Annotated in this window: 19 protein-coding genes; 5 read left to right on the top strand and 14 right to left on the bottom strand. The window is 73.4% G+C overall.

Going from position 1 to position 22,026, the window contains the following annotated elements:
• Positions 1-60: 60 nt before the first annotated feature.
• The 5 genes from AB0G28_RS34445 to AB0G28_RS34425 are packed head-to-tail and all read right to left on the bottom strand — an operon-like array spanning position 61 to position 5,338.
• A complete protein-coding gene (locus tag AB0G28_RS34445) occupies positions 61-1,353 on the bottom strand; it encodes a DUF58 domain-containing protein (protein WP_361098921.1) in 1,293 nt (430 codons plus the stop codon).
• A 1-nt stretch (position 1,354) separates the two neighbouring features.
• Entirely contained in the window at positions 1,355-2,326 is a 972-nt protein-coding gene (locus tag AB0G28_RS34440; protein WP_361098918.1) for a MoxR family ATPase, read from the bottom strand.
• Positions 2,323-3,462 carry a DUF4350 domain-containing protein gene (locus tag AB0G28_RS34435; RefSeq protein ID WP_361098915.1) on the bottom strand — a complete coding sequence of 380 codons (1,140 nt, stop codon included), beginning with the start codon at positions 3,460-3,462 and terminating at the stop codon, positions 2,323-2,325. The genes AB0G28_RS34440 and AB0G28_RS34435 overlap by 4 nt, the downstream gene beginning before the upstream one ends.
• Positions 3,459-4,100, bottom strand: coding sequence for a DUF4129 domain-containing protein (locus AB0G28_RS34430; protein WP_361098912.1), 642 nt, complete (start codon positions 4,098-4,100; stop codon positions 3,459-3,461). Before AB0G28_RS34430 ends, AB0G28_RS34435 begins: the two co-directional genes overlap by 4 nt.
• Entirely contained in the window at positions 4,094-5,338 is a 1,245-nt protein-coding gene (locus tag AB0G28_RS34425) for a hypothetical protein (RefSeq protein ID WP_361098909.1), read from the bottom strand. Before AB0G28_RS34425 ends, AB0G28_RS34430 begins: the two co-directional genes overlap by 7 nt.
• Before the next feature lie 250 nt (positions 5,339-5,588).
• Between AB0G28_RS34425 and AB0G28_RS34420 the strand changes: the two genes are divergently transcribed.
• Positions 5,589-6,608 carry a neutral zinc metallopeptidase gene (locus AB0G28_RS34420; RefSeq protein ID WP_361099056.1) on the top strand — a complete coding sequence of 340 codons (1,020 nt, stop codon included), beginning with the start codon at positions 5,589-5,591 and terminating at the stop codon, positions 6,606-6,608.
• On the opposite strand, the gene AB0G28_RS34415 is transcribed toward AB0G28_RS34420, so the two are convergent.
• The gene (locus AB0G28_RS34415) at positions 6,601-7,032 is read right to left on the bottom strand and encodes a hypothetical protein (RefSeq protein WP_361099053.1); all 432 of its coding nucleotides are present in this window, start codon (positions 7,030-7,032) and stop codon (positions 6,601-6,603) included. The two genes, AB0G28_RS34420 and AB0G28_RS34415, sit on opposite strands and share 8 nt — an antisense overlap.
• An 88-nt stretch (positions 7,033-7,120) precedes the next feature.
• Positions 7,121-8,203, bottom strand: a complete 1,083-nt coding sequence (locus AB0G28_RS34410) for a potassium channel family protein (RefSeq protein WP_361098906.1) — start codon at positions 8,201-8,203, stop codon at positions 7,121-7,123.
• Between the two features lie 79 nt (positions 8,204-8,282).
• Here AB0G28_RS34410 and AB0G28_RS34405 point away from each other — a divergent pair, with 79 nt between their 5' ends.
• On the top strand, positions 8,283-8,657 hold the full coding sequence (locus AB0G28_RS34405) for a hypothetical protein (protein ID WP_361098903.1): 375 nt from the start codon (positions 8,283-8,285) through the stop codon (positions 8,655-8,657).
• Between the two features lie 145 nt (positions 8,658-8,802).
• Here the strand turns inward: AB0G28_RS34405 and AB0G28_RS34400 are convergent, their stop codons facing one another.
• Both AB0G28_RS34400 and AB0G28_RS34395 read right to left on the bottom strand, forming a co-directional pair.
• Positions 8,803-12,051 (bottom strand): ATP-dependent DNA helicase, encoded by a 3,249-nt coding sequence (locus tag AB0G28_RS34400; protein ID WP_361098900.1) that lies wholly within the window; start codon positions 12,049-12,051, stop codon positions 8,803-8,805.
• A gap of 103 nt (positions 12,052-12,154) precedes the next feature.
• A complete protein-coding gene (locus tag AB0G28_RS34395; RefSeq protein ID WP_361099050.1) occupies positions 12,155-15,328 on the bottom strand; it encodes an ATP-dependent DNA helicase in 3,174 nt (1,057 codons plus the stop codon).
• 162 nt (positions 15,329-15,490) lie between these two features.
• On the opposite strand from AB0G28_RS34395, the gene AB0G28_RS34390 reads away from it, so the two are divergent.
• Positions 15,491-15,814 (top strand): MGMT family protein, encoded by a 324-nt coding sequence (locus AB0G28_RS34390; RefSeq protein WP_361098896.1) that lies wholly within the window; start codon positions 15,491-15,493, stop codon positions 15,812-15,814.
• A gap of 6 nt (positions 15,815-15,820) precedes the next feature.
• Here AB0G28_RS34390 and AB0G28_RS34385 read toward each other — a convergent pair whose 3' ends face one another.
• Genes AB0G28_RS34385 through AB0G28_RS34365 form a run of 5 tightly spaced genes read right to left on the bottom strand, consistent with a single transcriptional unit; the run spans position 15,821 to position 20,406 of the window.
• A complete protein-coding gene (locus AB0G28_RS34385; RefSeq protein ID WP_361098893.1) occupies positions 15,821-16,930 on the bottom strand; it encodes a hypothetical protein in 1,110 nt (369 codons plus the stop codon).
• Positions 16,927-17,997, bottom strand: coding sequence for a CU044_5270 family protein (locus AB0G28_RS34380; protein WP_361098889.1), 1,071 nt, complete (start codon positions 17,995-17,997; stop codon positions 16,927-16,929). Before AB0G28_RS34380 ends, AB0G28_RS34385 begins: the two co-directional genes overlap by 4 nt.
• Positions 17,994-18,596: an RNA polymerase sigma factor gene (locus AB0G28_RS34375; RefSeq protein ID WP_361098886.1), complete on the bottom strand. Its 603-nt coding sequence runs from the start codon at positions 18,594-18,596 to the stop codon at positions 17,994-17,996. The genes AB0G28_RS34380 and AB0G28_RS34375 overlap by 4 nt, the downstream gene beginning before the upstream one ends.
• Positions 18,597-18,623: 27 nt before the next feature.
• Entirely contained in the window at positions 18,624-19,445 is an 822-nt protein-coding gene (locus AB0G28_RS34370; protein ID WP_361098883.1) for a uroporphyrinogen-III synthase, read from the bottom strand.
• On the bottom strand, positions 19,438-20,406 hold the full coding sequence (locus AB0G28_RS34365; RefSeq protein WP_361098880.1) for a YafY family protein: 969 nt from the start codon (positions 20,404-20,406) through the stop codon (positions 19,438-19,440). The genes AB0G28_RS34370 and AB0G28_RS34365 overlap by 8 nt, the downstream gene beginning before the upstream one ends.
• A 63-nt stretch (positions 20,407-20,469) precedes the next feature.
• Here AB0G28_RS34365 and AB0G28_RS34360 point away from each other — a divergent pair, with 63 nt between their 5' ends.
• The gene (locus tag AB0G28_RS34360; protein ID WP_361098877.1) at positions 20,470-20,865 is read left to right on the top strand and encodes a DUF3224 domain-containing protein; all 396 of its coding nucleotides are present in this window, start codon (positions 20,470-20,472) and stop codon (positions 20,863-20,865) included.
• A 9-nt stretch (positions 20,866-20,874) separates the two neighbouring features.
• Positions 20,875-21,978 carry a crosslink repair DNA glycosylase YcaQ family protein gene (locus tag AB0G28_RS34355; protein WP_361098874.1) on the top strand — a complete coding sequence of 368 codons (1,104 nt, stop codon included), beginning with the start codon at positions 20,875-20,877 and terminating at the stop codon, positions 21,976-21,978.
• Positions 21,979-22,026: the final 48 nt, after the last annotated feature.

Genomic DNA, 22,026 nt, shown 5'->3' with positions numbered 1-22,026 from the left:
CTCGTGTCGACCCTCCAATCACGCGTGTCGACCTTCCCAGCACGCGTGTCGGCTCTTCCTTCACAAACGGCCCGCGGCTTTCAACGCCAGGTAGCGGTCCGCCAGCGCCGGCGGCAGCTCCTCCGGGACCGCGTCCACCACGCCGACCCCGTGCCGCGCGAGGCGTTCGGTGACGCGCAGGCGCTCGGCCACCGTCCGCGAGGCCGATGCCGCGTCGTAGACCGCTTCCGCGTCCTCGCGGCCCGCCAGCATCTCCGCCACCCGCGGGTCCGCCACCGACGCCACGATCAGCTCGTGCCGCGCGGTCAGCGAGCTCAGCACCGGGAACAGCCCTTCCTCCAGCGGCGCCGCGTCCAGCCCCGTCAGCAGGACCACCAGAGCACGACGGCGAGTTCGCCGGAGCACCTCCGCGACCATCCCCCGCGCGTCCGTCTCGATCAGCGACGGCTCCAGCGGCGCCATTGCGTTCACCAGCGACGTCAGCAAAGCCGCCCCCGACGAGCCCTGCACCGCCGCTCGCAGCCGCCGGTCGTAGGCCAGCAGGTCGACGCGGTCGCCGGCCCGGGAAGCCAGTGCCGCCAGCAGCAACGCCGCGTCCATCGCCGCGTCCAAGCGCGGTGCGTCGCCCACGCGGCCCGCCGAAACGCGGCCGGTGTCGAGCACCAGCACCACGTGCCGATCGCGCTCCGGACGCCACGTCCGGACCATGACGTCCGCCGCCCGCGCGGTCGCCCGCCAGTCGATCGACCGGACGTCGTCGCCGATGACGTACTCGCGCAGGGAGTCGAACTCCGTGCCCTGGCCGCGGATCAGCACCGCGTTGCGGCCGTCGAGCTGCTGCAGCCGCGCCAGCCGCGACGGCAGGTGCTTGCGGCTGTGGAACGGCGGCAGCACGCGCACGGTCCACGGCACTTCGTGCGAACCCTGCCGCGCGGCCAGTCCCAGCGGCCCGACCGACCGGACCGTCACCCTCGCCGCCGTCCGGTCGCCGCGCCGGGTCGGCCGCAACGCCGTCACCAAGGCCCGCCGCTCCCCTGGCGGGACGCGCAAAGAGTGCCGGTCAAGAGCGCCCGCCGACGGCGGCCACGCGTCCCGCAGCTGCCCGCGCACCGTGCGGCGGCCGGGGTTGGCCACCAGCAACGTCACCTCGCACGGCTCGCCCAGCCGCACCGACGTGTCGCCGGAGCGCGAAAACCGCAGCGGGCGAACGCTTCCGGCCAGCACGAGATCGACGACGACCAGCACCAGCAGGACCCCGCCCACCGCGAGGATCCCGGCGTCCGACGGCACGAGCAGCCCGACCACCAGCGCGCCGAACAGCGCCAGCAGCCCGAGCCTTCCGGTGACGGCCATGTCAGCGCGGCACGGGCACGGACGCGAGCACGCGGTCCAGCACGCCGTCCGCGGTGACGCCCTCCAGCTCGGCCTCCGGCCGGACGTCCAGGCGGTGCCGCAAAGCGGGGCGCGCCAAGGCTTTCACGTCGTCGGGGGTCGCGTAGTCGCGTCCGGCGAGCCACGCCCAGGCGCGGGTCACCGCCAGCAACGCCGTCGCCCCGCGCGGCGAGACGCCGATCCGCACCGACGGCAGCTGCCGCGTCGCCCGGCACAGGTCGACGACGTACGCGATCACCTCGGGCCCGACGGTCACCCGCGCCACGGCTTCCCGCGCCGCCGCGAGTTCCGAAGCGCCCGCGACGGACTTGAGCCCCACCGCGGCCAGGTTGCGCGGGTCGAAACCCTGCGCGTGCCGCAGCAGGATGCCGATTTCGTCCTCACGCGACGGCGTCGGCATGGTCAGCTTCAGGAGGAACCGGTCCAGCTGCGCCTCCGGCAGCGGGTACGTGCCTTCGTACTCCACCGGGTTCTGCGTGGCGATCACGATGAACGGGTCCGGCAGCGGCCGCGACTTGCCGTCGATCGAGACCTGCCGCTCCTCCATCGCCTCCAGCAGCGACGACTGCGTCTTCGGCGGCGTCCGGTTGATCTCGTCGGCGAGCAGCAGGTTCGTGAACACCGGCCCCTCGCGGAAGGAGAACTCGCCGCTGTGCGCGTCGTAGACGATCGAGCCGGTGACGTCGCCGGGCATCAGGTCCGGCGTGAACTGCACGCGCGTGGTCTCCAGGTCCAGCGCCGCGGCCAGCGCCCGCACCAGCAGCGTCTTCGCCACGCCGGGGACGCCTTCGAGCAGCACGTGCCCCCGGCACAGCAGCGCCAAGATCAGCCCGGTGACCGCGGCGTCGTTGCCGACGACGGCCTTGCCGACCTCGGCGCGCAGCGCGATCAGCGCGTCACGGGCCCCGGTCGCGTTCTCGGTAGCGCTGCTCAAGTTCGTCCTGCCTCTCGTTCCACCCTGTCCAGTTCACCGGCCAGCCGGACCAGCGCCGGGTCGTCCGGCACCGGCGGGCCGTACAGCACCGCGCCCACGTCGTTCGCCGCGCGTCCGGTGCGCGCGCTCACCGCGGCCACCAGCGCCTGCGCGTCGGCGTCGCGGGGCAGGCCCAGCGTCGTCCGCAGCCTGGTCCGCGCCGCTTCCCGGAGCGTCTCACCCGCGTGCCCGGCCGCTTTCGCCCGCCGGTACAGCCGGGCGCGGCCCTCGGCGGTTTCGGCCGCGCGGACCACGATCGGCAGCGGCTCGGTGACCACCGGGCCGAGGCGCCGCGCCCGCCACAACGCCAGCAGCGCGACGGCGATGAACGCCTGCGCGGTGCCGTAGTACCAGCCGTCCGGGATCAGGTCGAAGAACGACCTGCGGGAGTCGTCCAGCCCCGGGTCGTCCGCCGACGGCAGGTACCAGACGAGCTTCGGGTGCGCCCCGAGCAAGCGCAGCGACAGCGCCGCGTTGCCCTCTTCGGCGAGCCGCGCGTTGGTCAGCGGTGCCGGCGAACCGAGCAGCGTCGTCGTGCCACCCGCGTCGGCGAGCTGCAGCAGCGTGCCGCCGCCGTCCTCGCCGGGGTAGCACGAACGCGCGCCGGGCGCCGAGTAGCCGGCCCCGCCCAGCGTGACGGTGCCCGCCGCGACCGCGGCGGCGACCGTGCACTGCGGGCTCAGCACGGCGGTGTCGCTCTGGCCCGCCTTCCGCACCAGCGGCAGCGAGTCGTGCAGCGTCCGCTCCCCCGGCGTCACCAGGACGACGTCCGCGGCCCGCTCCCGCAACGCGTCGAGCCGCTTCGCCGGGACCAGGTCCGGCCGGGTGACGAGCAGCGTGGCGCCTTCGCCGATCTGGTCGTCCGCTTCGGCCATGGTGTGCGCGGTCCGGACGTCGACGCCCTGGTCCCGCAGGAGTTTCCAGAGCGCGTGCGCGCCGTCCGGTTCGTAGGAGCCGGGTTCGAGCGTGCCGCGTGTCTGGTCCCCTCGGCCGAGCAGGAGCAGGGCGCCGGCGGCGAAGACCAGGGCGACGAGGGCGAGCGGGACGCGCGCGCCGCGCCAGATCCGGCGCAAGTCCGGCGAAACGGAGGTGGTCACGAGCCCGCCACGGCGACCGGCCGTTCACGGCGACAGCGTTCGTCCAGCTCGGTCAGCGCGCGATACGCCGCTTCGGTGCCTTCGCGGCCGCCGTAGTGGACGTCGTCGAAGAGCCGCGCGCCCTGCCGCAGCTCGTCGGCGACGTTCGGCAGCAGCACCCCGGCCTCGGCGGCGGCTTCGTCGGCCGTCCGGCCCGAGCGGACGTCGAGCAGCGCGCGTTCCTCCAAGGCCCGCACGACGGCGCGGAAACGGTCTCGGACGGCATCGCCGTACCGGCCCGCGGCCGCGGCTTCGGTCGCCGAGCGACGGTAGTCGTCGGCGCTCTGCCGTTTCCCGCCGAAGACCACCCGGTCGGCGCGGGACGCGCGGGCGACCTTGCCGGTGCGCAGCCGGATCACGACGCCGAGCCCGATCAGCAGGACGACGAGCAGCAGCAGCCCGAAGGCACCACCGGGCACCACCGAAGACACGCCGTTCAGCAGCTTTTCCACCTGCTCGCCGAGCCACTGCACGGCTTCCTGCAGGAAGCTCGGCCGCGCGTCCCGGTACTTCGGGTCGGACAGCTCCTGGGCCGCCGCGCGCCGCGCCGAGTCCCGGTCGATGTCGACCGGGACATCCGTGAGCAGCGACGTCACCATGCCTGCGGCGGCTGGACCCCGGCCGCGCGCGCCAGCTCGATGTCCATGCCCTCGCGGCGCATCCGCTGGTCGAGGTAGACGATCACGGTGACCAGCGTGGCGAACGGGATCGCGATCGTCCCGGAGACGATCTGCCCGGCCGACTGCAGCAGCAGGTCGCCGGTGCTCGGCACGTACACCTTGCCCGGGTTCAGGAACTGGCTGAACAGGCCGGCGCCGGCGTTGAACGGCAGCTGGATGATGCTTTCGAAGAACGACTGGATGATGTAGGCCAGCAGGAGGATCCCGAACACGCGCCAGAACGCGCCGGAGACGAGCTTGACCGACCGGGAGAACGCCTGCTTGAACGTCCCGCGTTCGAGCACCAGCGCCGGGGCCACCAGCGCCCAGAACACCCAGGCGAGCACACCGGGGATGATGCAGAGCATCAGCCCGACCGTGGTGCCCACCGCGTAGACGACCGCCACGCCGAACAGCGGCAGCAGCCGCGGCTGCACCTCGCGCCACGCGATCGCGAAGGAGACTTCGCGGCCCAGCGCGGCCTTGCCCATCACCGCGGCCATCAGGCCGGTGGTGACCGTCATCAGCAGCGCCGAGACCAGCGCGGCCGGGATGGCGACGACGAAGACGTCGCCGAGCGTGCCGAGCAGGGCCCGCTGCACCTCCGCCGGGGTCGCGCCGGGGCCGAGGTCGGCCGTCGAAGCGAGGTTCTGCAGGTCCGCGAACAGGAACTTCTGCGTGAGGAACGTGAGCCCGGCCGTGAGCACCGCCATCACCGCGCCGATGCCCAGCACGAGCAGCGGGTGACGGCGGATCGCGGTGATCGCGCCGTCGAGGATGTCGCCGATGTTGAGCGGCCGCAGCGCGATCACGCCGGGTTTGCCCAGTCCGTGCGGGCTCCACGGCTTCTGCGCGTACTGCGGGCCGCCGGAGTACGGCTGTCCCGGCGGCGGTCCCGGCGCCTGCCAGCCGGGCGGCGGCGTGGCCTGCGGGCCGGGTGCCTGCCAGCCGGGCGGTGGCGTGGCCTCCGGGCCCGGTGCCTGCGCTTGCCAGCCGGGCGGCGGAGTCGCCGAAGAGTCCGGCGGCTGCCACCCCCGCGGCGGCGTCGCCGGTGACGCGGCGTGATCTTCGGGCGGCTTCGGTTCACCCGATCCAGGGGCCGGAGCCTGGGGAGTCCCCTGACTCGGTGTCGGCGTGTCGGCGCCCTCTCCGCCGGGCGCGCCACCGGTGTCTGTCATCGAAGCCCCTCGCCTGCAGTACCTGCTTGACCACACTCTCTCAGAGCCCGTCACACCCGGCCAGACCTGGGGTGACGTCCGCGCGCCGTGACCGCGCGAGCACGGATGGGTGCGAGAGGGCCCATTCCCCCGATATGCTGAACGGCGGATCGGGTACCCCCGGTCCGTACCGAGACCCTTCGGGACTGCCTAGATGACGCAACCGCCCCACGGCCAGGTACCGCCTCGCGGAACCGTCCAGCCGCCGCCGGTGCCGGATGCGCAACCGGATCTCCCGTGGCTGGGCCGCCCCCACACCGTGGCCGCCCCACGGCGCCGTTCGCCGGCGGCGGTGATCGGCGTGTGCCTCGGCGCCGTGGCCGTCCTCGTGCTCGGCCTGGTCGCGATCGTGGCGCTCAACCGCACCCAGGCACCGCTGGCCAACGCGAACTTCCGCGACGCGCCGACGTCCCAGGACCTCCCGCCGCAGCTGCCCGGCGGCGCGGCGGGGCCGGCGTCCGCGCCGCCGAGTCCCTCGGCCACGCTGTCGGCGCCCAGCGCGACCGGCCCGCAGAAGATCCTCAAGCTCGCCGACCACCCGATCCTGCAGGACCCCAACGCCGGTCTGCAGAACCGCGTCTGCAACCTCCCGGCCTGGCAGAGCACGCAGGACGGCGCGGAAGCGTTCTTCACCGCCGCCAGCAAGTGCCTGGACGCCGCGTGGGGCCCGTTCCTCGAGGCCTACCACCTGCCGTTCACGCCGCCGGCCCTGCACTTCCCGACCGGCGCGAGCTTCGAGACCGAGTGCGGCACCATCCAGGTCGGCATCGCGACCGCCGCGTACTACTGCGAAAACAACCTGTACGTCCCGTTCCGCGGTCTGCAGACCGACCAGTACGGCAACAACCCCGGCGTCTACCTGGCCCTGTTCGCCCACGAGTACGGCCACCACGTCCAGGAGGTCGCCGGGCTGATGGACGCGGCCTGGCAGAAGATCTACGAGGCCGGCCAGAACAGCCCGGCCGGGCTCGAAATGTCGCGGCGCAAGGAACTGCAGGCCCAGTGCTTCTCGGGGATGTTCCTCGGCGCGCACGTCGACCAGGGCGGCACGATCACCCGCGACATGTACAACAAGGCCTGGAACGACCAGGAGACCCGCGGCGACAACACCTCCCGCAGCCACGACCACGGGACGAACGCGCACTACGCGTCCTGGTGGCGGGCGGGCGCGACGAGCAACCGGATCGCCGACTGCAACACGTTCGCGGCGCCGTCGTCCGAGGTCAGCTGACCTTTGCGGCGGGGGTCTTGGGTCGCAGCGGGATGCTCAGCCACAGGTAGACGAACATCCCGCCGGAGAAGCAGGCGAACACCAGCAGCGCGAGGCCGACCGGGCGCCGCGCGTCGGACGAGCCCATCGACGTGTCCGCGGCGGTGACGGTGACCGTGCCCTGGTCCGGCAGCACGTCCGGCACGACGACCTCGACGCGCTCGCCCTGACCGTGCCCGCAGCCGTTCAGCTTGCCCTCGTGGGCCTTCCCGGCGACGGTGAACTTGACGGTCTCGACGGCGTCCGGCTTGTCGCACGGCGCCGGCTTGGTCACCTCGGCCTGGACCGGCGCGCCGACGGCGTCGTTCGTGACGCCCAGGAGGCCGGGTCCGGCCAGCCAGGCGAGCAGCACGACGAGCACGCCCGCCGCGGCGGGGATCGCCACCGTGGGCCACTTCAGGGCGAGGGATCGCGGGGGCACTTCGCCATGGTTCCAGATCCCGCGGGCAAAACCCAGGTGCCCTGGTCGGACGTCAGCGTCCCGCTATTTTGTCCGCCGGCGTCACTTTCTTGACGTACAGGAGCTTGTCGCCGGGCTCGATGGCGTCGGCCTGCGGGGCGTCGACGCGGTAGAGGACGCCGTCGCGGACCACGCCGAGGACGATGTCCGGCAGGTGCCGCGGCGACCCGCCCTCCTCCGACGGCTCGACCGGCCGCTCGGCGATCGCCAGGCCCGATTCGGGGGTGAGCAGGTCCTCCATGATGTCGACGACCAGCGGCGTCGACGTCGCCATGCCGAGCAGCCGCCCGGCCGTCTCGCTGGAGACGACGACCTGGTTGGCGCCCGACTGCTTGAGCAGGTGGACGTTCTCCGCCTCCCGCACCGACGCGACGATGTGCGCCTTGGGCGCGAGTTCGCGCGCGGTGAGCGTGACGAGCACCGCCGTGTCGTCCCGGTTCGGCGCGACGACGACCGCGCGGGCGTGCTGCACCGCGGCGACGCGCAGGACGTCGGACCGGGTGGCCGAGCCGTGCACGGCGACGAGGCCGAGCGCGCTGGCCGCGTCGAGGGCCTGCTGGTCGGTGTCGACGACGACGATCTGGCCCGGGGCGATGTTCTCGTCGCCGAGCAGCGCGTTGACGGCGGACCGGCCCTTGGTGCCGAACCCGACGACGACCGTGTGGTCGCGCACCTTCGTCCTCCACTTCTGGATCTTGAACGCCTGGCGGGAGCGCTCGGTGAGCACTTCCAGGGTGGTCCCGACCAGGACGATGAGGAAGAGCACCCGCAGCGGCGTGATCACCAGGACGTTCACCAGCCGGGCGGACGCCGTGGCCGGCGCGATGTCGCCGTAGCCGGTCGTCGACAGCGAGACGGTGGCGTAGTACAGGCTGTCGAGCAGGGACAGGCCGTCGCCGTTGGCGTCGCGGTAGCCGTCGCGGTCGACGTAGACGATGATCACCGTGGCCAGCAGCGCGAGCAGGGCGCCGATGATCCGCTTGACGATCGAGCGGAGCGGGCTGACCGTCAGCTCGGGCATCCGCAGGACGCCGACGAGCTCGTGGTCGGGCCGATCGGTGAGACTGCCCAGCGGCAACCGTTTGAGGGCCTTCATGCTGGCTCGTGTCGAGCGTCACTCACGCCCGGAGGATAGCCGAACCGGACACCGCGCCGCCGCGTGAAACGATGAGTTCATGGCAATCTCGCAACGGCCCGCCCACTTCCTCGCCGGACTGCTGGCCGTCGGCGGCCTCATGCACTTCGTGAAGCCGAAGCCGTACGACGCCCAGATCCCCGCGTCGCTCCCGGGCTCCCCGCGGGCCTGGACCTACGCCTCCGGCGTCGCGGAAATCGGCGTCGCCGCCGCGATCGCCGCACCGCGCACCCGCCGCCTCGGCGGCCTGGCCGCGGCGTGGCTGTTCGTCGGCATCTTCCCGGCGAACGTGAAGATGGCCGTCGACGCGCAGCGCAAGCAGGCCCCGGCGAAGTTCCGCGCGATCACCCTCGGCCGCCTCCCCCTGCAATGGCCCCTGGTCACCTGGGCCTTGAAGGTCCGCGACAACGCCTGACTCGCGTGATTGAAGCGCCAACTCGCGTGATTGGGGAGTCAACTCGCGTGATTGAAGGGTCGACACGACGCTGAGCCCAAGGCCCGCCGTGTCGTCCCTCCGATCACGCATGTCGGCTTCCCAATCACGCGTGTCGGCTCTGTGATCACGCCTCGGGGAGGTTGCGGAGGAGGTTGCGGAGGCCTTCGGCGTCCAGGAGGTCGGCCGGGCGGATCGTGCGGTTCGCGCGGACGTAGTGGAATGCCGCGCGGACCTGCTCCACCGGGACGTTCTTCAGGGCTGCCCAGGCCATGCGGTAGGCCGCCAGCTGGACCGACAACGCCGGGAGGCGGGACTCCGGCGGGACCGCGCCGGTTTTCCAGTCGACGACCGTCCAGCCGCCGTCGGGGTCGGCGAAGACCGCGTCCATGCGGCCGCGCAGGGTGATGCCTTCGACGTCGGCCGAGAACGTCACCTCCGCCGCCACCGGGACCCGCGGTGCCCACTCGCTCTTCTCGAACTCCGCCCGGAGTTCCTCGAAGTCCGCGTCGGGTGCCTCGCCGAAGTCCGCCGCGCCCGGGAGTTCGTCGATCTCGATGAGCTGGTCGCCGGCGAACCGGCGTTCCAGCCAGCCGTGGAACTCCGTGCCCCGGCGGGCGAAGCTGTTGGGCTCCACCGGAAGCGGCCGCCGCAGGTCCGCCGCCAGCTTCCCGGCGTCGTCGGCCAGGGCGACCAGCTGGCTCACCGAAAGCCGCGAAGGCAGCGGGACGCGTTTGACGTGGTCGTCCTTGCGCGCCCACTCTTCCAGCAGGACGTCGGTGTCGGTCAGCCAGCCGTCCGGATCGTCCTCTTCGGACTCCTCGGCCTCCTCGGTTCCGGGCGGTGACGCGAGTGCCTCGGACACCAGCTCCACCCCGGTCTGCATCCCGGTGCGCCGGTCGGCCAAGGGATCCACCGGCCACCGGGACGCCCGCGAGTCCGACACCAGCGGGTTTTCGTCGTCCTTGGCCGGCTCCGGCGCCCACTCGGCGAGCTGCCCGACGCCGGTTTCCCGCAGCACATCGGCGATCTCCGTCAGGAACTCCGACGGCCCCTTCGCCCGGCTGCTGCTTTCGTTCCACCAGTGCCCGGACACGATCAGCGCGTGCTCGGACCGCGTCAGCGCGACGTAGCAGAGCCGCCGCTCCTCCGCCTGCTCCCGCTCGACGAACCCGGCTTCGTGCAGCTCGAGTCCTTCTTGGACTTCCTTGCGGTCGTACCCCTCGGCGATCCGCAGTTCCGGCAGGTCCGCGGCGTCACCCCGCAACGCGGCGGGCAGCGACGTCGCCGTCCGCAGCCACGACGACGACCGCCGCCGTCCCGGGAACACCTCGTGCACCAGGTGCGGGACGGCGACGACCTCCCACTCGAGCCCCTTCGCCGAGTGCACGGTGAGCACCTGCACCCGATCCGGGACGACCTCGACCTCGCCCGGCGTGAGCCCGTCCTCGGCGTGCGCGGCGGTGTTCAGGTAGTCCACAAAGGACAGCAACGTCGCGGTCGGCGCCGTCTCGGCGTAGTCGGCGACGACCTCGGCGAACGCGTCCAGGTGCGCCCGTCCCGCGGATCCCGGACGCGCCAACGACTCCACGTCCAGCAGCATCGTGCGCTCGACGTCGGCGACCAGCTCCGGCAGCGACTGGTCGAGCCGCCGCCGCAGCGCGGCCAGCTCCCAGCCGATCCGCCGGATGCGCTTGTAGCCCTCTTCCGAATACCGGGCGGGGTCCCCGGGCTCGTCGATCGCGTCGATCAGCCCCGCCTGCTCGACGCGTTCCACGACCAGCTCGGGCGTGTCCGGCTTCTCGGGGCTGGACAGCTCCCCGGCCCGCCGCCACAGCGCGGCGACGTCGGCGGCCCCGAGCCGCCAGCGCGCGCCGGTCAGCAGCCGGGCCGCCGCGCTGCCGGACAGCGGGTCCGCGAGCACTTTCAACGTCGAGACGAGGTCGGCGACCTCGGGTTCGTCCAGGAGCCCGCCGAGGCCGACGACCTCGACCGGCAGCCCGCGCGCCCGCAGTTCGGCGGCGATCGGGGCCATGTCCGCGCGGCGCCGCACCAGCACCGCGGCGGTCGGCGGTTTCCCGGCCTGCTCCTGGTGGGCGTACCAGCGCCGGGCGAGCGCGTCGGCCACCCACGCGCGTTCGGCGCGGATGTCCGGCAGCAGCGCGCACGCGATGTCCGCGGGGCCGGCGCCCTCGCGGGCCCGCAGCCGTTCGACGCCGAGGCCGCGGGCCCGCAGCGGTTCGGCGATCGCGTTGGCGAGGTCCAGGACTTCGGGCGGGTTGCGGAAACTGGTCAGCAGCCCGAACTCGTGCGCGGGGACGAGCCGTTCGCCGTCGAAGCGCGGGAAGTCCGTGGTGAACCGGGGCAGGTTGGCCGCGCTGGCGCCGCGCCAGCCGTAGATCGCCTGCGCGGGGTCGCCGACCGCGGTGACCGGCATCGGCGGGTTTTCGACGCCGCCGAACAGCGCCCGCAGCAGCACGCGCTGGGCGTGCCCGGTGTCCTGGTATTCGTCGAGCAGCACCGCGCCGAAGCGCTCACGCTCGCCGCGGACGACCGACGGGTACCCACTGGCGAGCTGCGCGGCGAGCGACATCTGGTCGGCGAAGTCGAGCGCGCCTTCGTTGCGCTTGCGGCGGTGGTACTCCTCGACCAGCGGCAGCAGCGCGAGCCGGAAGTGCTGCGCCGCCATGACTTCGGTGAGCTTCTGCGGCAGCGCGGCCCGCTGCCCCTTGACGCGCGGCGCGTTCTCGATGACGCGGCACATCCACGTCGTGTACTCGGCGAGCTGTTCGGTGGAGATCAGGTGCTCGCCGAGCTCGCCGGCCAGCTGCAGGACGTCCGCCGTCACCGTCGGCGGGACGCGGTCGGTGTCGAGCTCATTGTCCCATGTGGACACAACGCGGTGCGCGATCTGCCACGAGGACGTCTCGGAAAGCAGCCGGACGCCGGGTTGCACGGGCAGCCGAAGGCCGTGCTCGGAGAGCAACCGTCCGGCGTAGGCGTGGTAAGTGAGGACGGTGGGTTCGCCGGCGACCACAGTGGATCGCAGGCCGCCGGTGGGGTCGAGGCGATCGAGCAGCCCGGAGCCGGCGAGCCGCCGCAGCCGCGCGCGGACGCGTTCGCCGAGCTGGCGCGCGGCCTTGCGGGTGAAGGTGAGGCCGAGGACGCGGTCGGGGCTGACGATGCCGTTGGCGACGAGCCAGACGACGCGCGCGGCCATGGTTTCGGTCTTGCCCGCCCCGGCCCCGGCGACGACGAGCGACGGTTCGACCGGCGCGGCGATGACGATGGCCTGCTCAGGCGTCGGCCGGTGCAGCCCGAGCGCGTCGGCGAGCTCAGCCGGCTCGACAGGATTGGCAACCAGAAGCGGGCTCACGGACGCACCCCACCGCGGCGCAGCGATGCCGCGAATGACTCATTCGGGGCTTCGGAGGTCCCGAATGAGTCATTCGCGACACCGGGGCGACGGCTCGAGCGAGTCACGGGCCCGGCACCTGCCGTCCCTCGGGGCGCAGCGGGCAGCAGCCGCGGGCCGGGCAGCGGTCGCAGTCCGGGTTCTCCTGGGCCTGGTAGTCCGGGCCCGTCGCCGACTCCGCGGCGCCGCGCACCAGGTCCAGCCACTGCTTCCCGCCCACTTCGTCGAGCGGCGGCTGGGCCCGTTCGGTCGACCCGGTCTTGTTGTTGGCCTTCGCCACGTACACCAGCCGCGCGCCGCCTGGCGCGTTGCGGCCCTCGATCGCCCCGAGCAGCACCGCCAGCTGGTACGCCGCCAGCTGCGGGTGCGCCTCGGCCTCCGCGCCGGACACCGGGACCTTGCCCGTCTTGATGTCGACGATCACCGGCCGCCCCTCGCTGTCGAGCTCGACCCGGTCGACGCGCCCGCGCAGCAGCACCCGGACGTCGTCCTCACCGCCGACCGGCAGCTCGACCTCGATGTCCTGCTCGACGCCGGCTTCCTTCAGCTCCGCGCGGCTCTGCTCCAGCCACGTCGTGAAGTTCCGCAGCATCTGCTCGACGCGCCGCCGCTCGCGCCGGGAGAACCACGGCGCTCCCGCGTCGACGCGCACCCAGGCCTCGTCCAGAGCGGCCTGCAGCTCGGGGCCGGTGCTGCCGGACGCCACCGCCTGCGCCAGCCCGTGCACCAGCGTCCCCGTCACCGCCGCCAGCTGGGCCGGGTCGCTGCCGCCGTGCCGCTCGATCATCCAGCGCAGCGGGCACTTCGTCAGGATTTCCACTGTGGAGGGTGAGATCCGGATCAGGTCGCCCGGCGGGTGCACCGGCTCGTCGCTGGACGCCGGGAGCAGGCCGTACCACGTCGACGGGTGCGCGCCGGGCACGCGAGCGTCGGCCAGCCGCGCCAGCTGCTTCGCCGCACGGCGTCGGCGCGCGGGGTCGGCCTTGTCGTCGCAGACGACCTCGCGCAGCTCCCCCACCAGCTCGGCGAGCACGAGCGACCGGCCCGGCGGCTTCATCCGCGAGTCGAGGCCGCCGTCGTCGGCGCCGTTCTCCTCCAGGTCGTCGAGGAACCGCGACGGCTGCTCGTCCTCCCCCGACACCGCCGTGACCAGCAGCGTCCGCTTCGCCCGGCTCATCGCGACGTAGAACAGGCGCCGCTCCTCGGCGAGGATCGGCGCGGTCTGGGAGACGGCGTCGTCGTCGACCCCGGCCATCAGGTCCTTCAGCCGCTCCACCCCGAGCACCGACCCGCGCAGCCGCAGGTCCGGCCACGCCCCTTCCTGGACGCCGGCGACCGCGACGACCGTCCACTCGCGACCGGCGGCGGAGTGGGCGGTGAGCAGCGAGACACCGTCGGAGGGGACGGCGGCCGGCGCCAGCGTGTCGCCCGCGATCCGTTGTGCACCAAGGTAATCCGCGAACGAAGCGACGCTCGCGCGGGGCAGCCGGTCGACGTACCGGCCGGCCGCGTCGAACAGCGCCACGACGGCGTCGAGATCACGGTCGGCCTGCGCGCCCAGCGATCCGCCGCGCTCGGCCTGCTTGAGCAGCTTCTCCTCCAGCCCGCTTTCCCGCCACAGCTGCCACAGCACCTGCTCGACGCCGTCGCCGCGGGCCACGGCCTGGTGCGTGACGCGCAACAGGCCGCCGACGCGCCGCACCGGCTCGGCCTCGGCGTCGGCCAGCCCGGCGAGGATGTCCCCACCCCGCAACGCTTCCACGAGCAGTTCGTCGCTCGACCGCTGCCCGCCGCCGGCCAGTTCCAGCCGGCGCAGGCCGCGCCGCAACCGGCGCAGCGCCAAGGGATCCGCGCCGCCGAGCGCCGACGACAGCAGCATTTCGGCGAGGTCGACGTCGAGGAGTTCCGGGGAAGGCGCGAGCTTCAGCACGGCCAGCAACGGCCGCACCGCCGGCTGCCGGGCCAGCGGCAGCTCCTCGGTGGCCGACCCGATCGGGACGCCGGCGGCGCGCAAAGCCCGTTGCAGCACCAGGAAAGTCCGTGCCGGCGACCGGACGAGCACGGCGATCTCCGACCACGGCACGCCGTCGACGAGGTGGGCGCGGCGGAGCTGGTCGGCGATCCAGCTCGCCTCGGCGGCCGGCGTCGGCATCACGCGGACACGAACGGTCCCGCCGGTCGCTCCGCGAGGCGGGACGATCTTGCGGTGCGATGACGCGCCGGGCAGCGTCGCGCCGATCTTCGCCACCGCCAGGCGGACCGCCGGGGCGAGCCGGTGGGCCGTCGTGAGCGTGACGGTCCGGCTGCCGTCCGGATCGGCGTCGGCGAACAGGCTCGCGTCGGCACCGCGGAACGAGAACACGTTCTGGTCGGGGTCGCCGGCCACGACGAACTCGGCGGCGGTGTGCCCGATCACCCGGACCAGGCTGGTCTGCAGCGGGTCGAGGTGGTGGGCGTCGTCGACGAACAGGTGCCGCACGCGCGTGCGCTCGCGTTCGCGCAGCTCGTCGTCGTCCTCCAGGGCGAGCAGCGCGGAGGTGACCAGCTCGGCGGCGTCCAGCGCGGGCGCGCTCGCCACGCCGAGTGCGTTGCCGCCCGCGCCCTGCAGCTGCGTGACCTCTTCGTACTGCGCCCAGAACTGCCCGGCGGCGACCCATTCCTCGCGGCCGCGGCGGCGGCCCAGCTCGGCGAGGTCCTCCGGCCCGAGCCCGCGCTCGGCGGCCCGCATCAGCAGGTCGCGCAGCTCTTCGGCGAAACCGGGGACCATCAGGGCGGGCCGCAGCTGCTCCGGCCAGTACTCGGCGCCTTCGTCGAGGTCACCGGCCAGCAGCTCGCGGACGACGACGTCCTGTTCGGCACCGGCGAGCAGCCGGGGTGGCGGGACCTCTTCGGCGATCGCTTCGAGCCGCAGCAGCGAATAGGCGTAGGAGTGCACGGTGCGCACGAGCGGTTCCCGGACGGTCCGGGGCAGCGGCCGCGCCTGGTCGGGGTCGGCGGTGAGCCGCCGCGTGATGTCGGCGCGCAGCGCGTCGGCCGCCTTGCGGGAGGTGGTGAGGACGAGCACGCTCTCCGGATCGGCGCCCTCGGCGATCCGGCGGGTGGCGGCCGAGGCCAGCAGCGACGTCTTGCCGGTGCCGGGGCCGCCGAGCACGCGGAGGAACCCACCGGGTGCGGAGAGCACGCGCCGGGCGCCGTCGTCCCAGGTGAACATGGGTGCGTCCGGGATCGGCGGGCGCACCAGCCGCGCGTCCGCCTGCGCCGTTCGCCTCCCGTTCACCCCGCGATGGAACCACGCCCGCTCCCCCGGGTGGTGCACCGGCACGCTTGACAACGGTGAAGGACGCGCTCGGTGCGGCAGGCGGCCACCGAAAGTGTCGTACCTGTACGGCACAGTGTCGGTATGGACGACGTTCTGCACGAGCGCGTGCGGGAAATCATCGAGTCCGTGCCGCCCGGCACGGTCGCGACGTACGGCGACATCGCGGCGCTCGCCGGCGCACCGTCACCGCGGATGGTCGGCGCGATCCTGGCCGAGGACGGGCACGACCTGCCGTGGCACCGGATCCTGCGCGCGAACGGCACCCCGGCGCCGCACCTGGTCCACGACCAGCTCGAACGGCTGCGCGCGGAAGGCGTGCTGGCGGACGGCCAGCGCGTCGACCTGCGGAAGTACCGCTGGAAACCGGACGGAGAGGAGGACGACAGCCCCGAGGGACTGTTCTGAGCCGGCTCAGGAGAGCCTCGCCACCAGCGGCGCGGGGACACCCTGCTGAGCACCGTTCATGGCGCCGGTGGTCCAGAGCGTTCCGGTACCCGGCACCCGCGTGAGCCCGAACAAGGTGGCGCCGGCGGCGTCCGGCACGGCCGCGCGCCGCCATTGACCGTCGATTCCCCGGCGGAGGGCGTACGCGTGGGTGTCGCCGGCCTCGTCGTACTGGTAGCCCACGGCCCACACCTCGCGGCCCACGGTCGTCACCGCGTTGAGCTGGCCGCGCTCGTCGGGGGTCCGCTCGATCACCGCGCCCCACGGCGTCAGGCGGAAGACCAGGGGCTTGCGGTTGAGGGCGCCGTCGGTGGTCGAATCGCCCACTGCCCGGACCTGCCCGTCCGACACCGTGAGGGCCTGCACCCTCGCCTGCCCCAGGCCGGCGGTGGACGGCAGGGCGATCCGGCGCCAGGCCACGCCGTTCCAGTGCAGGACCAGGGGCGCCACACCGTCGCCGTCCGCCACCACACCGGCCGCCCACACGTCGGCCGGGCCGCTCGCCGCGACCGCGAACAGGTCGCCGTCGACGAGGTCCGCCGGAAGGGGCGTCGACTTCCAGCGGACGCCGTCCCAGTGCCGGGCCATCGGCCTGGTGTGCTCGCCGTCGGCGGTGGAGCCGACGGCCCACGCGTCGGAATCGCCGATGGCCGCCACGCCGTACAGGTGCTGGTCGAGGCCGGGATCGTCGCCGGCGGGCACGGGCGACCACGCCTTCCCGTCCCAGCGTTCGATCAGCGAGCTCGTCCGGCCGTGCGACCACGAGTCGCCCACGGCCCAGACCCGGCCGGGTGCCGCGGCGGCGATCGCGTTCAAGCGGCCGGTCCGGCCGTCGGCCAGCGGCGGGACCGGCACCCGCGACCACGCCTTCCCGTTCCAGTGCCAGGTCCGCGGCTGGAAGGTGACAGTGGGCCTGCCGTCGACGATCTCCTGGTCGACGGCGAATCCGGCGGTCCAGACGTCGTGCGCGGACAGCGCCGTCGTCGCCACCAGGTTGCCCGGCTCCGGCGTGAGCGGGACGACTTCCCAGCCCGGGGTCACGGCCAGGGTCGCGGCCAGCAGGATTTCGGTGATCACAGGTCCCCCAGGTGTTCGACGATCTTCTGGTTCTTGGTGACGGAGTAGACAACGGTGCCGGGCGCCATGCCGTCGAGCGCGGCCGTCGTCACCATGCGGTACCCGAGCGTGCGGGAGGTCGCCGGATCGATGACGATCTCCGTGCGCTTTCCGTCGTGGGTGTGGGCGATCGCGACGCCCGGACGGCCGGCCAGGTCGACCCGGCCGGGGATCCGCTCCACCCCCGGCACCCGGGCGAGCGCCTGGTACAGGGCGACGCGCAGGCCGGGCGGGAGCAGGGCGTCGGTCGTGGTGGCCAGTGCGGCACCCGCCTTGAAGACCTGCCGGTCGGCGTCCGTCCCCTTCGCGTCCACCGAAGCCCGCAGCACCGCCAGCAACCCGCCGGGGTCGGTCGGCAGCGACGCCAGGTAGGCGGGCGTGGGATTGGCCAGGCCGGGCGGGGACGGCGCCTCCGCCAGCTTGGGGTGGCTCGACGGCTCGTAGGTGGACGTCGTGACCTTGGTGTAGTCCGCGCCGTACCGGGCCAGCTTCGCCGCGTCCGCCGGTGTGAGGGGACGCGCGTTGAGGCCGCGGGTCAGGCGCATCAGCTTCGGCGCCGTGCCTTCGCCCACCACGCTCCACCGCTCTGTCACGTCTTCGGTGACGTAGTGGGCCGGGCCGTCCGGTCCGGTCGCGGACTGCACCGACACGGAGCGATCCGCGGTGTAGAGGTAGCCGCCGCCGTCGCGGAGGTCGAGCGGCTCGGCGTTCGCGACCCGCCGGACGATCAGGTCCACGGTCGCGGAGACGCTGCCGGCCGCGGTGATGGCCTCGGCACCGGCGTCGGGACCGGCCGGGGTCGCCGAAGGAGCCGGGGGCGGGCTCTCCGGCCAGAGGGCGATCGTGGTGGCTGCCACCACCGAAGCCGCGACGGCCACGGACACCCCGCGCAGGCGGGCGGGCCTCCTCGCGGCGGCCGTCCTGGCCAGGACCGCCCCGCGGATCCTGGCCAGATCGGCGGGATCCGGCCGGGGCCCGGCGTGGTGGTAGTGCCGCAGCGCCGCGTCGACGACGTCGTGCTCGGTCATGCCGGTCCTTCCAAGGTCGTGATGCCCAGCTCGAGCAGGGCGGCCCGCAGCCGCGTCCTCGCCCGGTTGAGCCGGGACATGACCGTGCCGATGGGGATGTCCAGCGCGGTCGCGATGTCGGCGTAGGTCAGGCCGGCGGCGTACAGGTAGAGCACGTCACGCTGGCGGCGGGAGATCTTGTCCAGCTCGCCGGCCAGCGCCCGGACCGCGGTGTCGGCGTCCGCGCGGGCGACGGCGCGTTCGGCCGCCCCCTCCGCGGCTGCCTCGCCGTGCTGCCGGACCAGCTTGCGGTGCCGGGCTTCGGTGGCCCGGTACCGGCGCAGCACGTTGGTGGCGATGCCGTACAGCCACGGCAGCGCGCTCGGCTGGGCCGGGTCGAACCGGCCCCGGCGCTCGTAGGCGATGGCGAAGGTGTCGGACACCGCGTCGTCCACGGCTTCCGTGCCGACGCGCCGGGCGCAGTACCGGTAGATCTCCCTGGCGTACCGGTCGAAGACCGTGCCGAAGTCGGTTCGCGTCCCGGCGAGCAGCACCGCGTCGGCCGGCGGGTCCGACCCGGGCGAGCGGGCCGAAGAGGAGGAATCGGGAACTGTTCGCACACTCCCTCTTCCGGGCCCGGCGCGAATCTATTCCGCCGCCCGGCTCCCGAGGTTCGTGACCAGCAGCTTCACCAGGGCACCCAGCCGCTGCCGCTCCGGCTGCAGCGTCTCGACGCCCGCTGCTTCCAGCGGTGCCGCCGTCACCGGCCCCACGCACGCGCACACCAGCGGCCCGCGCATCGCGGCCAGCAGCTCGTCGTACTGCCCGTAGGACCGGGCCAGCGTCAGGAAGTTGGCCGCCGCCGGGGCGCTCGTGAACGCCAGTGCGCCCAGCTCGCCGGCGATGGCCGCGTCGATCAGGTCGTGCACCGGGCGCACGTCCGGCGGGGAGAACCACCGGTACGGCTGCACCTCGACCAGCGAAGCACCCGCGTCCACCAGCGGGGCCGTGTGCTGGGGCAGCGGCGTCCCGTGCAGCTGGACGGCGACCCGCGCGCCGCCGAGGTCCGTGGCCGCCGCCACCGCGCTGAACAACTCGGCGTTCGACTCCGACTCGGCCGAAAAGGACTCGCGCAGCCCGGCGCCGCGGACCGCGCCGACCGCCTTCGGGCCGCGGGCGTAGATCCGGGACTCGCCCAAAGCCGCCAGCAGGCGGTCACGCAGGCCCCAGCCCTCCGCCGCGCCGAGCCAGCCGCGGAAGCCCGCGCCCGTCGTGACCACCGTGAACGCCACCGGCGCGGCGAGCACGGCTTCGGTGCCCGCCCGCAGCTCGGGGTCGCTGTCCAGGGGCACGATGGTGATCGTCGGCGCGTGCCGGACCTCGGCGCCGGAGCGTTCGAGGGCCGCGATGAACTCGCCGGCCCGGCGTTCGGCCGTGACGCCGATGGCGATCCCGCTCAGCTCACCCATAGAACGCGCCCATCTCCTCGATCGCTTCCGCCAGCTCCGCCCGCAGGTCCGCCGGTGCGAGGACCTCCAGGTGCGGCCCGAAGCGCAGCAGCTCGCCGATGGCCGGTTCGCCCGGCTCCACCGGCAGCTCCACGGTGAGCCAGCCGTCCGCGTCGGGCTCGTCGCGGCACTCGCGCAGGGCGCGGGCACCGACAGAACCTGCGTAGAACGGTACGAGAGCCTGCGCGCGCGGTGACAGCCGCACCACCGCCACGCGCGGGAACATCCGGCGTTCGAACTGCTCGGACCACTCCTGCCAGTACTTCGCGAGGTCGAACCCGGCGGGCCGCTCGAACACCTCGCCGAGGTCGGTCAGCTCCAGCACCCGCGAGATCCGGTAGGTCCGGTCGGTGCCTTCGCAGCGGCCGGCGAGGTACCAGTTGCCCGCCTTGAGGATCAGGCCCAGCGGCTCGATCTCGCGCTCGACGACGCGCTGCCCCCACCGTTCGTAGCGGATCCGGATCCGGTGCGACGACCAGACGGCGTCGGCTACGGCGGACAGCGTCGGCAGGCTCTCGATGCCCCGGTGCCAGCCGGGGACGTCCAGGTAGAACCGCTCGGCGACGCGTCCGGCCCGGTCTCGCAGCTCCGCCGGCAACGCGGCGTACAGCTTGAGCTGCGCGGCGGCGAGGACCGTGCCGAGCCCCAGCTCGGCCGCGGCCACGGGCAGCCCGGCCAGCGACAGCGACTGGGCCTCTTCTTCGGTCATCCCGGTGAGCCGGGTCCGGTAGCCGTCGACCAGCCGGTAGCCGCCGGTCCGGCCGCGGTCGGCGTACACCGGGACGCCGGACGCCGACAGCGCGTCGATGTCCCGGTAGACCGTGCGCACCGAGACCTCGAGCTCCTCCGCGAGCTCCTCGGCCGTCATCCGGCCGCGGTTCTGCAGCAGCAGGAGGACGGTCAGGAGGCGGCTCGCGCGCATGGTCCTCAGTTTGACAGAAATACCTGACACAAGCTGACAGGTAAGCCCGGCAGGGTGGTCCCCATGAACGCATTCACCATGAAGAACTGGGACGAGAAGATCGTCAGCGGGACCGAAGGTGGCCCCCGGGTGGCGTACGCGCACGCCACGATGGCGTACGACGGCGTCATCGAGGGTGAATCGATCTGCGACCTTCTGCTGTACTACGCGGGCGAAGGCTACGAGAGCGGCGCGACGACGTCGCCGAGCTTCGAGCGCTTCGAGGGCAGGATCGAGGGTCGCGAAGGGACGTTCGTCGTGCGGCACGAGTACACGTTCGACGCTCACGGCATCGCCTCGACGTTCACCGTCGTCCCCGGCTCGGGCACCGGCGCGCTGGCCGGGCTCACCGGGAACGGCACCGTCGGCGGCGCGATGGGCGAGGAGAAAATGGGGTACACGTTCGAGTACGCGTTCTAGGAGGCGCAAGTGGACCGTCGCCAGGTACTCGCCTACCGCATCGCCGAGCACGGCCTGCACCGCACGGCGCGCGACGCGGCCGAACTGGCCGTCGTCCGGGCCGGGCTGCAGGACAGCATGCGCGACACGGCGTTGCTCGCCCTGGTGGCCCGGCTCGAAGGCACGGTGTCCCTCGAGGACGACGACCGCCTCGTCCTGGCCTGGACGTTGCGCGGCGCACCGCACTACCACCTGCGTTCGGACCTGCCCGAGGTGATCAGCGCCCTGGTGCCCTTGGACGACGCGGACGCGCAGGCCCGGATGCTATGGCAGCGCAAGGAAATGGCGGCGACGGGCCTGGCGGCGCGCGAAGTGGTGTTCACGACGGCGGCGGCCATCCGCAAGGTCGTCACGGAACCGATGACGAAGGGCGCTGTTTCGGGAGCGGTGACGAAAGTCCTGCCGCCGTCGTTCTCACGGTGGTGCCGGGGGTGCAACGCGACGCACATCCAGGAGCAGCTGATGCGCATCGCGACCCCGCACGGCGGCGTCCGCCTGGTGGCGGGAGCGACTCCGGCGACGCTGGCCCCGCTGGAGGGCCGCGGCCGGCTGCGGAAGACCCCGGACCCGGCCGCGGCGACCGCGGTGATCGAGCGGTACCTGGCCCTCAACGGCCCGGCGACCGCGGGTGAAGCGGCGGAGTACGCCGGGACGGCCCGGGCGGTGGTGGACCGGACGTGGCCACCGGACCTGGCGTCGGTGAAGGTGGAGGGCAAGACCCGCTTCCTGCCCGCGGACCGCCTCCCGGCACTGGAGAACCCGCCGGAGCCGGACGTGGTGCGGCTGCTGCCACCGCTGGACCCGTTCATCCAGGCGCGCGACAAGGCCCTGCTGGTCCCGGACCCGGCGCGGCGCAAGGAGGTCTGGAAGATGCTGGGCAACCCGGGCGTCCTCCTGGCGGACGGCGACATCGCCGGGACGTGGCGTACGAAGGGCAGCGGGGCGAAGCTGACGTTCACGGTGACGGCGTTCGACCCGCTGCGCCCGGCGGTCCGGGAGGAAGCGGAGGCCGAGGCGGCGCGGGTGGCTGAGGCGCGGGGGTTCGAGAAGCACGCGGTCACCTGGGTGGGCTGAGGCTCAAGCGCCCCAATGTGGCGTTCGGTGCGTTGGACGCACCGAACG

It is taken from the genome of Amycolatopsis sp. NPDC021455 (genome assembly GCF_040640995.1).
Lineage (GTDB): Bacteria > Actinomycetota > Actinomycetes > Mycobacteriales > Pseudonocardiaceae > Amycolatopsis.
Note: the sequence above shows the minus strand (reverse complement) of the source record. Positions and strands in the feature narration are given on the sequence as shown.